Consider the following 14,000-nt stretch of genomic DNA (forward strand, 5'->3'; position numbering starts at 1 on the left):
AGGGCGGGCCCGCACCGGCACCCGCCCTCTGCGCGGATTACCGGTAGTTCACGAACTGCAGCGCGAAGTCGAAGTCCTGGTTCTTCAGCAGGGCGATCACGGCCTGCAGGTCGTCCCGGCTCTTGGAGGAGACCCGCAGTTCGTCACCCTGCACCTGGGCCTTCACGCCCTTGGGGCCCTCGTCACGGATGAGCTTGGCCACCTTCTTCGCGTTCTCCTGGGAGATGCCCTCCTGGATCGACGCGAAGATCTTGTACTCCTTGCCGGAGAGCTGGGGCTCGCCCGCGTCCAGCGCCTTCAGCGAGATGCCGCGCTTGATCAGCTTGGACTGGAAGACGTCGAGGACGGCGTTGACCCGGTCCTCGGAGTTGGCCTCCATGAGGATCTTCTCCCCGGACCACGCGATCGAGGCGCCCACGCCCCGGAAGTCGTAGCGCTGCGAGATCTCCTTGGCGGCCTGGTTGAGGGCGTTGTCGACCTCCTGCCGCTCGACCTTCGAGACGATGTCGAAACTGGAGTCGGCCATGTCCTGTGGCTCCTTGTATCTGGGTGCGTGTCGGGCCGCGTATCGGCTCCGTACCGGCATGCAGCGGCGGCCGCCGAACTCCGCAGAGGTCCCCGGCCGCATCCGGACAAGCCTAGCCACCCGCCGTCCCCCGGGCGGCGATCAATCGGGTGGCGAAGCACCCCTCCACATCGGGTATTGTTTACGTCGTTGCCACGGAGCACCGCCGAAAAGCGGTTCGAAGGGCAGCGACCCCCGGCGGTGTGCCCGAGCGGCCAAAGGGAGCAGACTGTAAATCTGCCGGCTCAGCCTTCCCAGGTTCGAATCCTGGCGCCGCCACACGGGATCGAAGGGCCCCGTGACCTGTCCGAACAGCAGGTCACGGGGCCCTTCGTCGTGTGCGGGGACCGGCGCCGGGTGCGTTGGGGGCAGACTGGGGGCATGGCCCTGTCGTCCCGCCGCAGAAACTGCCCCGAGTGCCGTCGCGAGATCGCCGTCGTCGCGGGCCGCTACGCGCGCCACGATCCTCCCGGCGCGCGGGGGAGCGGGGAGCTGGTCTCCTGCCCGGGGTCACGTCGGCCGGCCCAACTCGGTGCCGTGCAGCCGTCCCTGGACGGGTACGCCGTCCCCGACTTCCCCGGGCAACTGCCCCTGTTCTGACCGGTGTACGACGGGCCCGGCGTCCAGGGCCTCGTATCCAGGGCCCCGCACCCCCGGGCACCGGCTCCTCAGTTGCCTGCCACCGACTTCACCGCCACCGACACCGGCGCCGAGCCCGAGATCAGCTCCAGGGTCAGGCCGGCCGTGGCCGGGGTGTCGACCAGCTCCGCCAGCACGGCGGCGACGTCGTCGCGCGGCACGGGCCCGCGGCCGGTGTGGGCCTCCAGGCGGACCAGGCCGGTACCGGCGTCGTCCGTCAGCTGTCCCGGCCGCAGGATCGTCCAGTCCAGCCCGTCCAGCGCGCGCACGTGTGCGTCGGCCTCGCCCTTGGCGCGCAGATAGGCGTCGAAGATCTCGTCGCCCCGATGTTCCGGATCGGCGCCCATCGACGAGACGACCACGAAGCGCCGGACGCCCGCCCGGACCGCCGCGTCCGCGAAGAGGACCGCCGCCGCCTTGTCCACCGTCTCCTTGCGGGCCGCCCCGCTCCCGGGCCCGGCGCCCGCCGCGAAGACCGCCGCGTCCGCGCCCCGCAGCCGCTCCGCGACCTCGTCCACCGAGGCCGACTCCAGGTCCAGGACGACCGGTTCGGCGCCGGCCGCCCGCAGATCGTCGGCCTGCTCGGCCTTGCGGATGATGCCCGCCACCTCGTCACCGCGCGCGGCGAGCAACCGCTCCAGCCGCAGCGCGATCTGACCATGACCACCAGCGATGACAATGCGCATGCCTTCGACCGTACGCCGCACAGGCCGCCCGCGCCGAACGACGTGCGCCGCCTCCCGTCGGCCGCCCGCGCCGCACGACTCCCGTCGCCTCCCACCGCTCGCCCCACGGGCGCTTCAGCCGCTGCCGATCACCGAGAGAAGCCGAGAGAAGCCGAGAAGAGCCGAGAAGCGCCGAGAGTCGCGGGAGCGGCCGTCTCCGGCTCCCCGCGACCCTCAACCCCGCACCTCCTGTCGGCTGCTGAGCCCTTCAGCCCCGGGGCCGCCCCTCACCCCCGCCCCGCCTCCCCGCGCCCCTGCCGCGGCAGGCCCAGGTCCGTCGCGGTCGCCGAGTCGCCGTACTCGCGTACCGCGCTCGTCCGCGCCACCACCCGACCCCGGTGCACCACGATCCGGCTGTACGCCAGGGAGAGCGCCCCCGCCAGCCGGTCCCCGCGCACCGCGAGGAGTTCGGCCGGGAAGCCCGCCTCCACGCGTACCTCGGGCAGGCCGAGGGCCTTGCGGGCCGCCGCGCTCACCGCCTCGTAGGCGTCCTCGGGGCGCAGCCCGTGGCGCGAGGCCAGCAGGTACGCCGCCTCCAGGGGGTCGCCGCGCCCGACCGGGTTCGAGACGTCCCGCAGGGCGCCGCTCCCGGCGGTCACCGGCACCCCGGCCGCCCGCAGCAGCCGTACCGGCGTGGTGCCGTCACCGCCCTCCACGGCCCCGCAGGCGCCCTGCGGCAGGCACACCACGGTCACCCCGGCCGCCGCGAGACGGTCCGCCGTCCGGGCGGCCACCTCGGACGGAAGCCGGCCCAGGCCGTCGCAGGGGCCGATGGTCACCCCGGGGCGCAGCCCGCCCGCCATCGCCGCCAGCCGGGCCAGCCGCGCCGGGTCGGCGGCGTCCGTGTGCAGGTCGACCGGGAGGCCGTGCTCGGCGGCGACCTCGAGGACCGCCTCCACGTACCCCGCCGGATCGGGGTCCAGGTCGGGACACCCGCCCACCACGTCGGCGCCCATCTTGACCGCGTCCCGCAGCAGCGCCAGCCCCTCGGCGCCGGCCGCCCCGGTCAGCACCCGCGGCATCGCCACCGCGGTCACGTCCGTCAGCCCGTGCAGGGAACGCCGGGCGCGCAGGACGCCCGTCAGCGCGCCGAGCCCCGGAACGTCGCCCACGCGCACGTGCGCGCGCAGCGCGGTCGCCCCGTGCCCCAGCTGGAGCAGGGCGGCCTCGGTGGCCCGGCGCTGGACGTCCGGGGGGTCACAGGAGGCGGGGCCGGGCGCGTCGGCCGTCAGCGCGGTGTCGCCGTGCACGTGGGGGTCGGCGGGGGCGGGCAGGAGCAGGTAGCCGGCGAGGTCGACGCGGGCGCCGGGGACGCGGGAACGGGCCGGCGTCAGACTGCCGGCCGTGCCGACCGCCTCGATGCGTCCGCCGCGCAGCCGTACGTCCACGGTCCGGCCGTCGGTCAGGCGGGCCCCGGCCAGCAGCAGCGAGCCGGGGCCCGCCGGGCCCGAAGGGGAGGGCGAGGGGGACGGCTGCGGCTGGCTGTCGGGCATCGCGCTCCTCTGGGCTCGGGACTGCGCAGTGGGGGACGCAAGATCACGCAGAGTGAGTCGAGCCTAGGACGGTGATCAGTCCCTGGCGCGGAGGAGCGGAATAGTCGTACCGGTGCGGCCGCCCCAGGGGGGTGCTCGGGACGGGCCGGGGCAGGGGCGGCGAAACGGATTTGGGCGAACGGCGGGCGACCGTGTAATGTCTTCATCGCTCGCCCCAATAGCTCAGTCGGCAGAGCGTCTCCATGGTAAGGAGAAGGTCAACGGTTCGATTCCGTTTTGGGGCTCTGGTGTGAGAGGTTCCCGCCGCAAGGCGGGGCCCGATCGCATCGCAGCGGTGTAGCTCAGTCGGTAGAGCAAGCGGCTCATAATCGCTGTGTCACCGGTTCAAGTCCGGTCACCGCTACTCTCAGTAGCCGATTGCGGGGTCGGTCCTTCAGTCGGCTACTCTTTCTTGCGTTAATACCATCAATCCGTTCGTCAAGGAGTGCACTCACGTGGCTGCCACCGACGTCCGCCCGAAGATCACGCTGGCCTGCGTGGAGTGCAAGGAGCGGAACTACATCACCAAGAAGAACCGGCGTAACAACCCGGACCGACTGGAGATGAAGAAGCACTGCCCGCGTTGCAACGCGCACACCGCGCACCGCGAAACGCGATAAATCAGGCTCGTACGTGAGGCCGTCCCCGAAACACCGGGGGCGGCCTCACGTCGTTTCGCCAACCGCAGCACACGGCAGCAGGCCGACAGACACAGCAGGAGGTGCCGAGCCCATGGCGCTCGACCAGTCCTTCGTCGGGCGGACCTATCCGCCCACCGAGCCCTACGAGGTGGGGCGGGAGAAGATCCGCGAATTCGCGGAGGCGGTGGGGGACGCCCACCCCGCGTACACGGACGCGGAAGCCGCGAAGGCGCTCGGTCACCCGGACGTGATCGCGCCGCCGACCTTCGTGTTCTCCGTCACCTTCCGGGCGGCCGGGCAGGTCATCGCGGACCCGCAGCTCGGTCTGGACTACAGCCGGGTGGTCCACGGCGACCAGAAGTTCGCCTACTCGCGCCCCGTGCGCGCCGGGGACCGGCTGAGCGTCACCTCGTCCATCGAGGCGATCAAGTCGATGGCGGGCAACGACATCCTGGACATCCGCGGTGAGGTCCACGACGAGGCCGGCGAGCACGTCGTGACCACCTGGATCAAGCTGGTGGCCCGAGCGGCCGAGGGGGCGTGAGCATTCCGATGACGGCGAAGATCGCTTACTCCGACGTCGAGGTCGGCACCGAACTGCCCGCCCAGAGCTTCCCCGTGGACCGCGCCACACTCGTCCGGTACGCGGGGGCCTCCGGCGACTTCAACCCCATCCACTGGAACGAGAGGTTCGCCAAGGAGGTCGGCCTGCCGGACGTCATCGCGCACGGCATGTTCACCATGGCCGAGGCGATCCGCGTGGTCACCGACTGGACCGGCGACCCCGGCTCGGTCGTGGAGTACGGCGTCCGCTTCACCAAGCCCGTCGTCGTCCCTGACGACGACAAGGGCGCCCTCATCGAGGTGAGCGCCAAGGTCGCGGCCAAGCTCGACGACAACACCGTCCGCGTCGACCTCACGGCCACCAGCGCCGGGCAGAAGGTGCTGGGCATGTCCCGCGCGGTCGTGCGGCTCGCCTGACGGACCCGAGGAAAGAGGGGCGCCCTCCGGGGGAGGCGCGCCCCTCACGCGTATCCACGTCGGTGTGACCCTTGACGTAGTTAGTGATTGAGTACTAACTTACCTTCATGGTCAGGATGAGCGCAGAGGAGCGGCGCGAGAGCGTCATCCGCGCGGCGATGAGCGAGTTCTCCCGGGGCGGCTACTACGGCACGTCCACGGAGGCCATCGCCAAGCGGGTGGGGGTCTCCCAGCCGTATCTCTTCCGGCTCTTCCCGGGCAAGAAGGCGATCTTCCTGGCGGCCTCGCAGCGATGCCTGCGGGAGACGCGCGAGGTCTTCCTGGAAGCCTCGAAGGGGCTCCACGGCGAAGAGGCGCTGCACGCCATGGCGGACGCCTACACGCGGCTGATCGCCGAGCAGCCCGAAAAGCTCCAGATGCAGTTGCAGACCTATGTGGCGGTGTCGGCGGCCGAGGCCGCCGGGGACCACGAGTTCGGCGAGATGGTGCGCAAGGGCTGGATGGAGATCTTCGACGCCGTCCACGTGCCGCTCGGCGGCGACGTGAACGAGACGACGACCTTCATGGCGTACGGCATGCTCGTCAACGCCCTGGCCGGCATGGGCTTCCCGCCGGGGCACCGGGTCTGGGAGGGCTTCTACCTCTCGGCGCGGGCGAAGCCGGGCCAGGGCGACGAAGCCTAGGCCCGCGGTGCCGCGCGGGAGTGGCCCTTCCGTATGCCCGCAAAAGTTAGTCAGCAATAACTAAATAACTCATCGAAGAACGTCCGACGCAGCAGTGCACACCCTCTGGGGGAGAGATGTCACAGCAAGGCGCACGACCGGGCACCCGCCGTGGGGGAACGGCCTGGGCCCTCGTCATCACCAGCGTCGCCGGATTCATGGCGGCCCTGGACAACCTCGTCGTCACCACCGCCCTGCCCTCCATCCGCGAGGACCTGGGCGGGGCGCTGCACGACCTCGAATGGACCGTGAGCGCCTACACGCTCACCTTCGCCGTCCTGCTGATGTTCGGCGCGGCCCTCGGCGACCGCTTCGGCCGCCGCAGGCTCTTCCTGGTCGGCATCACCGTCTTCACCGCCGCCTCCGCCGCCGCGGCCCTGGCCCCCGGCCTCGACTCCCTGATCGCCGCCCGCGCGGTGCAGGGCGTGGGCGCGGCGATCATGATGCCGCTGACACTGACCCTGCTGACGGCCGCCGTGCCCGCCGAACGACGCGGGATGGCGTACGGCATCTGGGGCGCCGTCAACGGGCTCGCCGTCGCCTCCGGGCCGCTGGTCGGCGGCAGCCTCACCGAGCACATCTCCTGGCAGTGGATCTTCTGGCTGAACGTTCCGCTGGGCCTGGCCCTGCTGCCGCTCGCCCGTCTCCGCCTCGCCGAGTCGCACGGCACCGGCGCGCCACTGGACGTGCCCGGCACCCTGCTCGCCAGCGGCGGACTCTTCGGCATCGTCTACGGGCTGGTCCGCGGGCCGGTCGACGGCTGGACCGGCCCGGTCGTGCTGACCAGCCTGTTCGCCGGCGCCGCGCTGCTCGTCGGCTTCGTCCTCTACAGCACCCGGGCGAAGAACCCCATGCTCCCGATGCGCCTCTTCCGCTCCCGCGCCTTCGCCGGCGTCAACGCGGCGAGCCTGCTGATGTTCCTGGGGATGTTCGGCTCGATCTTCCTGCTCGCCCAGTACATGCAGGGCGTGCTCGGCTACACGCCCACCGAGGCGGGGCTGCGCATGCTGCCCTGGACCGGCATGCCGATGCTGGTCGCACCGATCGCCGGCCTCCTCTCGGACCGGATCGGGGGGCGCCCGGTCGTCGCCACCGGCCTCTTCCTCCAAGCGGCCGGCCTCGGCTACCTCGCCTCCGTGGTCACGGCCGACGCCTCCTACGCCGTCCAGCTGCCCGGCCTGATCATCAGCGGCATCGGCATGGCCCTGTTCTTCGCCCCGGCCTCCGCCCTGGTGATGTCCAGCGTCGTCGCCAAGGAGCAGGGGATCGCCTCGGGCGCCAACAACGCCCTGCGGGAGGTGGGCGGGGCGCTCGGCATCGCGGTCATGTCCTCGATCTTCGCCGCCCGGGGCAGCTACGAGTCCGCGCAGACCTTCGTCGACGGGCTGCGGCCGGCCGTGGCGGTGGGCGCCGCGGTCGTGGCCCTCGCCGGTGTCGCGGCCCTGCTGATCCCGGCCCGCCGACGCGACGCGGACACGCCCACGGGCCACCCCGCGAGCCTGCCGCCCGCCGAACAGGCGCCCCTCCCCGCCGCCGCGCCGGCCACCCGCTGACCCGCCCGCCCGACGCGAAAGGAGCCCGACATGCCCACCCTGCCCTGGACCGTGCCCAACCAGCCGCCGCCGGGGACGGAGGTCCACGTCTTCGCCTCCCGCTTCGAGACGCGCACCCTGTGGGGAGCGCTGAAGTTCCTGGCCCGCACGCCGGGCGTGTGGCGGCAGATCAAGGCCGCGCCCGGTGCGTACGGCGCCTCGCTCAAGGCCGAACCGTTCAAACGCACCTTCTGGACCCTGTCCGCCTGGGAGTCGCCGGCGGCCCTCAGGGACTTCGCCCGCTCCGGAACCCACGCGCCCGCCTCCCGCGGCCTGTCCGCACAGATGCGGGACTCCGCGTTCGCCTCCTGGGCGGCGTCGAGCGACGACCTGCCCGTGGACTGGACCGACGTACGAAAGCGCCTGGCCTGAACCGAGGAACGCCCCGGCCCGCCGGCCGGGGCGTTTCCCGCTGCCGGACCCCGTCGGTGCCGTCTCGTACTCTTGACCGCGTGCAGGAACTCCACGACGCGCCCCTCGCCCCGCTGACCACCTTCCGGCTGGGCGGCCCAGCGACCCGGCTGATCACGGCCACCACCGACGCCGAGCTGATCGCCGCCGTCCGCGAGGCCGACGACGCCGGCACGCCGCTGCTGCTCATCGGCGGCGGTTCCAATCTGGTCATCGGCGACAAGGGCTTCGACGGCACCGCCGTGCACATCGCCACCCGCGGCCTCTCCCTCGACGGCACGACGCTCACGGTGGCGGCGGGCGAGATCTGGACCGACGCCGTCGCCCGCACCGTCGAGGCCGGACTCGCCGGCGTCGAGTGCCTGGCCGGCATCCCCGGCTCGGCCGGCGCGACCCCCATCCAGAACGTGGGCGCGTACGGCCAGGAAGTCTCCTCGACGATCACCGAGGTCACCGCCTACGACCGCCGGAACCGCGAGACGGTCACGCTCACCGGCGCCGACTGCGCCTTCTCCTACCGCCACAGCCGCTTCAAGGCGGAGCCCGAGCGGTACGTCGTCCTCGGCGTCCGCTTCGAGCTGGAGGACGCCGACGGTCTCTCCGCGCCCCTCCGCTACGCCGAGACCGCCCGCGCCCTGGGCGTCGAAGCCGGCGACCGGGTCCCGCTGGCCGCCGCCCGCGACACCGTGCTGAAGCTCCGCGCGGGCAAGGGCATGGTCCTCGACCCCGAGGACCACGACACCTGGTCGGCCGGGTCGTTCTTCACCAACCCGATCCTCACCGACACCGAGTTCACCGCGTTCCGCGCCCGCGTGGCCGAACGCCTGGGCGACGCCGTGGAACCGCCCGCCTTCCCCGCGGGCGAGGGCCGCATCAAGACCTCCGCCGCCTGGCTGATCGACAAGGCGGGCTTCACCAAGGGGTACGGCACCGGCCCCGCCCGCATCTCCACCAAGCACACCCTCGCCCTCACCAACCGCGGCGAGGCGACCACCGAGGACCTCCTCGCCCTGGCCCGCGAGGTCGTCGCCGGGGTCCGGGACGCCTTCGGCGTCACGCTGGTCAACGAGCCGGTGACGGTCGGCGTGACCCTGTGACCCCTCAGTAGGCGACGCCGACCCCCTGCCGCACGGTCGCCGGGTCCTCGGTCATCGCCAGCATCGCGTGGGCGACGTCGGCGCGGCCCACGAAACGCCCCTTGGCCGGGGAGCCGCCGACCACCGTCCGGTAGCGGCCGGAGAGCGGCTTGTCCTGCAGCCGCGGCGGCCGCACGACCGTCCAGTCCAGGCCGCTGCGGGCCAGCTCCTCCTCCATGGCGCGCAGGTCGGCGTAGGTGTCCTTCAGCACGGCGGAGACGATGCCGCGCACCGCGCGGTCCAGGGCGCCGTCACCCTGCGGGGCGGGGCCCACCGGGGCGGCGCTGACCACCAGCAGCCGGCGCACGTCCTCCGCCCGCATCGCGGCGAGCACCGTCCGGGTCAGCCGGGTCGCGACTCCCGCGTCCTTGCGGGTGCGGGCGCCGAGTCCGGACAGCACGGCGTCCCGCCCGGCCACCGCCGGACGCACCGACTCCGGCTCGCTCAGATCCGCACGGAACACCTCCAGGCCCTCGCCGGTCACCGACAGCCGTGCCGGGTCCCGTACGACAGCCGTGACCTGGTGACCCGCGCCGAGCGCCTGCCGGACGACCTCCTGGCCTATGCCCCCCGTGGCGCCGAAGACGGTCAGTTTCATGGCGATCCCCATCCGAAGCTGCGGTGGGTGAGTACTCACTCACCCCTCTCTCCTCTATGGTGAGTAAGTACTCACACGCCGGTCAAGCCCGACTGGAGAACGCATGCCGTCCGCCAAGCCGGCCCGGGAGCGCATCCTGGACGCCGCCCACGAGCTGATGCTCACCGTCGGGCTCGCCCGCGCCACGACCAAGGAGATCGCCAAGGGGGCGGACTGCTCCGAGGCGGCGCTGTACAAGCACTTCGCGAGCAAGGAGGAGCTGTTCATCCGGGTCCTCTCCGAGCGGCTGCCCCGGCTGGGACCCCTGCTGCGGAGCCTCGCCGCCGAGCCGGACCGGGCGCCGCTGGAGGAGAACCTCACGGAGATCGTCCGCCAGGCCGCGCTCTTCTACGAACAGAGCTTCCCGATCGCCGCGTCGCTGTACGCCCAGACGGAACTGAAGCGACGGCACGACGAGGCCATGCGGGAGCTGGGCACCGGCCCGCACCTGCCGATCGAGGGCCTGGCCGCCTATCTCCGTGCCGAGCAGGAGGCGGGGCGGGTGAGGGAGGACGCGGACGCCTTCGCGGCGGCGTCGCTGCTGCTGGGGGCGTGTGCGCAGCGGGCGTTCGCGTACGACGTGCTGGGGGAGGGTGGGCTGCCGCCCGCCGACGCGTTCGCGCGACGCCTGGTCCGGACGGTGCTGGTGGGGATCGGCGGGGTGAGTGGATGACGGCACCCGACGCCTACTTCGCGCCCGGCGTGGGTGCGGGCCGGGGGGTGGGTGCGCAGCCCGGCGCTACCGGGGTGCCGCTGCGCCCACCCGTGCCGCCCCAGCGGCACGACTGCCCGCAGCTGGGTGGGAGGACTGCCCGCAGCTCAGGCGGCATGGCGGGGTAGCCGCGTACGGCGGGAGGGGACGTGTCGGGGGGTGTCCGCCCGCAGCGGTTGGCGCGTCCGCGCCGTTCAGATCTGTGGCCGACCGATTTCGCGCCGTTCCGAGGACGGACACCCCCCGGCGCGGCCCCGTCCCACCCCACAACGGATCGCGCTACGCGTACCCCCACCGAAGCCGCAGCGGCGCCGCAGGCATCCCACCCACGAACCCGCACAGGCCGCCGCAGGCATCCCCGCACCACCGCCGGAGGCACCCGCAGGCACCCCCGCCCAACCGCCGGAGGCACCCGTAGGCGGCGCCTACCCCGCCAGCCACGCGTCCACCCCGGCCAGCAGCTTCCCCTTCACGTCCTCCGGCGCGGCCGACCCCCGCACCGACTGCCGCGCCAGTTCCGCCAGTTCCGCGTCCGTGAACCCATGGTGCTCGCGCGCGATCTCGTACTGCGCCGCCAGCCGCGCCCCGAACAGCAACGGATCGTCCGCGCCCAGCGCCATCGGCACCCCCGCCTCGAACAGCGTCCGCAGCGGCACGTCCTCCGGCTTCTCGTACACCCCCAGCGCGACGTTCGACGCCGGACACACCTCGCACGTCACCTGCCGGTCGGCAAGCCGCTTCAGCAGCCGCGGGTCCTCCGCCGCCCGCACCCCGTGCCCGATCCGGTCCGCCTCCAGGTCGTCCAGACAGTCCCGCACCGACGCCGGCCCGGTCAGCTCACCCCCGTGCGGAGCCGACAGCAGCCCGCCCTCCCGCGCGATGGCGAACGCCCGGTCGAAGTCCCGGGCCATGCCCCGCCGCTCGTCGTTGGACAGCCCGAACCCCACCACCCCCCGGTCCGCGTACCGCACCGCCAGCCGCGCCAGCGTCCGCGCGTCCAGCGGATGCTTCATCCGGTTCGCGGCCACCAGCACCCGCATCCCGATCCCGGTGTCCCGCACGGTCGTCTCCACCGCGTCCAGGATGATCTCCAGCGCCGGAATCAGCCCGCCCAGCCGCGGCGCGTACGACGTCGGGTCCACCTGGATCTCCAGCCACCCCGACCCGTCCCGCAGATCCTCCTCCGCCGCCTCCCGCACCAGCCGCTGGATGTCCTCCGGCTCCTGCAGACACGACCGCGCCGCGTCGTACAGCCGCTGGAAACGGAACCAGCCCCGTTCGTCCGTCGCCCGCAGCTTCGGCGACTCCCCGCGCTCCAGCGCCTCGGTCAGCGAATCGGGCAGCCGCACGCCGTGCTTGTCGGCCAGCTCCAGCAGGGTCGTGGGCCGCATCGACCCGGTGAAGTGCAGGTGCAGATGGGCCTTCGGCAGTTCAGAGAGATCACGTACACGCTCCATTCCGTGATCCTGCCGCACGACACGCCCGACCCGACAGCACTTTCCCCGTACGTGGTCTTGCTCGCACAAACAAACAGGGCACCCCGTGACGTCACGGGGTGCCCTGTCGCGGCGGGCGGGATCAGTCCCGCGCCTCCGCCAGCAGCTTCTGGATCCGGGAGACACCCTCGACGAGGTCCTCGTCCCCGAGCGCGTACGACAGCCGCAGGTACCCGGGCGTACCGAACGCCTCACCCGGCACCACCGCGACCTCCGCCTCCTCCAGGATCAGCGCGGCCAGCTCCACCGTGTCCTGCGGGCGCTTGCCCCGGATCTCCTTGCCGAGCAGCGCCTTCACCGACGGGTAGGCGTAGAACGCCCCCTCCGGCTCCGGGCACAGCACGCCGTCGATCTCGTTGAGCATCCGCACGATCGTCCTGCGGCGCCGGTCGAACGCCTCCCGCATCTTCGCCACGGCGTCCAGGTCACCGGAGACCGCGGCCAGCGCCGCCGCCTGGGCGACGTTGGACACGTTGGACGTGGCGTGCGACTGGAGGTTCGTCGCGGCCTTGACGACGTCCTTCGGGCCGATGACCCACCCGACCCGCCAGCCGGTCATCGCGTAGGTCTTGGCGACGCCGTTGACCACGATGCACTTGTCGCGCAGCTCGGGCAGGACCGCCGGCATGGAGACCGCGGTCGCGTCGCCGTAGACGAGGTGCTCGTAGATCTCGTCCGTCAGCACCCACAGCCCGTGCTCGACGGCCCACTTGCCGATCGCCTCGGTCTCGGACTCGCTGTACACGGCGCCCGTCGGGTTGGACGGCGACACGAACAGGACGACCTTCGTCTTCTCGGTGCGCGCGGCCTCCAGCTGCTCCACGCTCACGCGGTAGCCGGTGGTCTCGTCGGCGACGACCTCGACGGGGACACCGCCGGCCAGCCGGATCGACTCCGGGTACGTCGTCCAGTACGGGGCCGGGACGATGACCTCGTCGCCCGGGTCGAGGATCGCGGCGAACGCCTCGTAGATGGCCTGCTTGCCGCCGTTGGTGACCAGGATCTGCGACGGGTCGACCTCGTAGCCGGAGTCGCGCAGCGTCTTCGCGGCGATCGCGGCCTTCAGCTCCGGCAGACCGCCGGCCGGCGTGTAGCGGTGGAACTTCGGGTTCTTGCACGCCTCGACGGCGGCCTCGACGATGTAGTCCGGCGTCGGGAAGTCGGGCTCACCGGCGCCGAAGCCGATCACCGGTCGCCCGGCGGCCTTGAGGGCCTTGGCCTTGGCGTCCACGGCGAGGGTGGCGGACTCGGAGATCGCGCCGACTCGGGCGGAGACCCGGCGCTCGGTGGGAGGGGTTGCAGCGCTCATGGCCCCCATCGTTCCAGACCGGAAACCTCCCGGGCACAGGGGTTTCACGGACTGAACAAACCGGACCGGCCCCCGCACCGCCCCCGGACCGGACCCCGCACCTTCCCTGGACCGGGCCCCGCACCACCCCCGTCACCACACCCGCCCCGGCCCGGCACCGCACCCGCCCCCGGCCCATCACCACCCCCGCCCCCGACCCGGCACCGCACCGGGCGGAGCCCTGAACATCAGTCCGGACGCGCTTTCTGTTCGACGCCCGGCCGTTGAGCACGTACACTCTCACCTCGTTGGCCTTCAGCGGCCCGCACTCATCCGGTGCACACCGAGCACTCGGGCGGATGCGGTACGTTGGGGACACACAAAGGGTCGTAGCTCAATTGGTAGAGCACTGGTCTCCAAAACCAGCGGTTGGGGGTTCAAGTCCCTCCGGCCCTGCTACACACACCTTCGCCAGGATGTGTGCGCATGTACGTACAGCAATGCACCGCCGTGCGGCTCAGACCGGGCGCGGCACGGCCACGACCCGGAATCAGGTGAGGACGAGTGACGGACGCCGTGGGCTCCATCGACATGCCTGATGCCGAGGACGAGGCTCCGGACTCCAAGAAGAAGTCCCGCAAGGGCGGCAAGCGCGCCAAGAAGGGCCCGCTGAAGCGCCTCGCGCTCTTCTACCGCCAGATCGTCGCGGAACTCCGCAAGGTCGTCTGGCCGAGCCGGAGCCAGCTGTCGACGTACACCACCGTGGTGATCATCTTCGTGGTCATCATGATCGGCCTGGTGACTCTGATTGACTATGGCTTCTCTCACGCCGCCAAGTACATCTTCGGCTGAGTCGAGAGCGAAGGGCGCCGAGGTACCCGGCGCCCCTTTCGCGTGTTCCACCCCTATGTATCCAGGAAGAA

16 protein-coding genes and 4 tRNA genes are annotated in these 14,000 nt (G+C 72.1%); 14 read left to right on the top strand and 6 right to left on the bottom strand.

Annotated elements, in window-relative coordinates:
- Window positions 1–37: 37 nt before the first annotated feature.
- Window positions 38–526 (bottom strand): YajQ family cyclic di-GMP-binding protein, encoded by a 489-nt coding sequence (locus ACFZP7_RS20650; RefSeq protein ID WP_019328366.1) that lies wholly within the window; start codon window positions 524–526, stop codon window positions 38–40.
- 236 nt (window positions 527–762) lie between these two features.
- On the opposite strand from ACFZP7_RS20650, the gene ACFZP7_RS20655 reads away from it, so the two are divergent.
- A tRNA-Tyr gene (locus ACFZP7_RS20655) sits at window positions 763–844 on the top strand.
- 108 nt (window positions 845–952) lie between these two features.
- Window positions 953–1,165 (top strand): hypothetical protein, encoded by a 213-nt coding sequence (locus tag ACFZP7_RS20660; RefSeq protein ID WP_030977197.1) that lies wholly within the window; start codon window positions 953–955, stop codon window positions 1,163–1,165.
- Window positions 1,166–1,233: 68 nt separating this feature from the next.
- Here ACFZP7_RS20660 and ACFZP7_RS20665 read toward each other — a convergent pair whose 3' ends face one another.
- A complete protein-coding gene (locus ACFZP7_RS20665; RefSeq protein WP_029393951.1) occupies window positions 1,234–1,890 on the bottom strand; it encodes an SDR family oxidoreductase in 657 nt (218 codons plus the stop codon).
- A 266-nt stretch (window positions 1,891–2,156) separates the two neighbouring features.
- Window positions 2,157–3,422: an amidohydrolase family protein gene (locus ACFZP7_RS20670; RefSeq protein WP_031020903.1), complete on the bottom strand. Its 1,266-nt coding sequence runs from the start codon at window positions 3,420–3,422 to the stop codon at window positions 2,157–2,159.
- A 211-nt stretch (window positions 3,423–3,633) separates the two neighbouring features.
- Between ACFZP7_RS20670 and ACFZP7_RS20675 the strand changes: the two genes are divergently transcribed.
- The 9 genes from ACFZP7_RS20675 (at window position 3,634) to ACFZP7_RS20715 (ending at window position 8,905) form a co-directional block, all read left to right on the top strand.
- Window positions 3,634–3,706 (top strand) — tRNA-Thr (locus ACFZP7_RS20675).
- 46 nt (window positions 3,707–3,752) lie between these two features.
- Window positions 3,753–3,825, top strand: a tRNA-Met gene (locus ACFZP7_RS20680).
- Between the two features lie 91 nt (window positions 3,826–3,916).
- A complete protein-coding gene (gene rpmG / locus ACFZP7_RS20685) occupies window positions 3,917–4,081 on the top strand; it encodes a 50S ribosomal protein L33 (RefSeq protein WP_003948671.1) in 165 nt (54 codons plus the stop codon).
- A 112-nt stretch (window positions 4,082–4,193) separates the two neighbouring features.
- Window positions 4,194–4,646, top strand: coding sequence for a MaoC family dehydratase N-terminal domain-containing protein (locus ACFZP7_RS20690; RefSeq protein ID WP_019328345.1), 453 nt, complete (start codon window positions 4,194–4,196; stop codon window positions 4,644–4,646).
- Window positions 4,647–4,654: 8 nt separating this feature from the next.
- Window positions 4,655–5,083, top strand: a complete 429-nt coding sequence (locus tag ACFZP7_RS20695; protein WP_019328344.1) for a MaoC family dehydratase — start codon at window positions 4,655–4,657, stop codon at window positions 5,081–5,083.
- A gap of 107 nt (window positions 5,084–5,190) precedes the next feature.
- On the top strand, window positions 5,191–5,766 hold the full coding sequence (locus ACFZP7_RS20700; RefSeq protein ID WP_030977193.1) for a TetR/AcrR family transcriptional regulator: 576 nt from the start codon (window positions 5,191–5,193) through the stop codon (window positions 5,764–5,766).
- Window positions 5,767–5,882: 116 nt separating this feature from the next.
- A complete protein-coding gene (locus ACFZP7_RS20705) occupies window positions 5,883–7,358 on the top strand; it encodes an MFS transporter (RefSeq protein ID WP_223780406.1) in 1,476 nt (491 codons plus the stop codon).
- Window positions 7,359–7,388: 30 nt separating this feature from the next.
- Window positions 7,389–7,769, top strand: coding sequence for a DUF3291 domain-containing protein (locus tag ACFZP7_RS20710; protein ID WP_127444915.1), 381 nt, complete (start codon window positions 7,389–7,391; stop codon window positions 7,767–7,769).
- Window positions 7,770–7,849: 80 nt separating this feature from the next.
- A complete protein-coding gene (locus tag ACFZP7_RS20715; RefSeq protein WP_220671933.1) occupies window positions 7,850–8,905 on the top strand; it encodes a UDP-N-acetylmuramate dehydrogenase in 1,056 nt (351 codons plus the stop codon).
- Between the two features lie 4 nt (window positions 8,906–8,909).
- On the opposite strand, the gene ACFZP7_RS20720 is transcribed toward ACFZP7_RS20715, so the two are convergent.
- Window positions 8,910–9,542, bottom strand: coding sequence for an NAD(P)-dependent oxidoreductase (locus ACFZP7_RS20720; protein WP_031020889.1), 633 nt, complete (start codon window positions 9,540–9,542; stop codon window positions 8,910–8,912).
- A gap of 103 nt (window positions 9,543–9,645) precedes the next feature.
- Between ACFZP7_RS20720 and ACFZP7_RS20725 the strand changes: the two genes are divergently transcribed.
- Window positions 9,646–10,254 carry a TetR/AcrR family transcriptional regulator gene (locus ACFZP7_RS20725; protein WP_385635170.1) on the top strand — a complete coding sequence of 203 codons (609 nt, stop codon included), beginning with the start codon at window positions 9,646–9,648 and terminating at the stop codon, window positions 10,252–10,254.
- 464 nt (window positions 10,255–10,718) lie between these two features.
- Here the strand turns inward: ACFZP7_RS20725 and ACFZP7_RS20730 are convergent, their stop codons facing one another.
- Together ACFZP7_RS20730 and ACFZP7_RS20735 are read right to left on the bottom strand one after the other, a co-directional pair.
- Window positions 10,719–11,750 (bottom strand): adenosine deaminase, encoded by a 1,032-nt coding sequence (locus ACFZP7_RS20730; RefSeq protein WP_031022000.1) that lies wholly within the window; start codon window positions 11,748–11,750, stop codon window positions 10,719–10,721.
- A gap of 121 nt (window positions 11,751–11,871) precedes the next feature.
- The gene (locus tag ACFZP7_RS20735) at window positions 11,872–13,098 is read right to left on the bottom strand and encodes a pyridoxal phosphate-dependent aminotransferase (RefSeq protein ID WP_019329686.1); all 1,227 of its coding nucleotides are present in this window, start codon (window positions 13,096–13,098) and stop codon (window positions 11,872–11,874) included.
- 362 nt (window positions 13,099–13,460) lie between these two features.
- Here ACFZP7_RS20735 and ACFZP7_RS20740 point away from each other — a divergent pair.
- Window positions 13,461–13,533: transfer RNA gene (locus tag ACFZP7_RS20740), tRNA-Trp, on the top strand.
- Window positions 13,534–13,641: 108 nt separating this feature from the next.
- Window positions 13,642–13,929, top strand: coding sequence for a preprotein translocase subunit SecE (gene secE, locus ACFZP7_RS20745; RefSeq protein ID WP_030970218.1), 288 nt, complete (start codon window positions 13,642–13,644; stop codon window positions 13,927–13,929).
- The last annotated feature ends 71 nt before the right edge of the window (window positions 13,930–14,000 follow it).

Origin of the sequence: Streptomyces sp. SudanB5_2050, from assembly GCF_964272335.1 — a bacterium.
Classification (GTDB): domain Bacteria; phylum Actinomycetota; class Actinomycetes; order Streptomycetales; family Streptomycetaceae; genus Streptomyces; species Streptomyces rochei.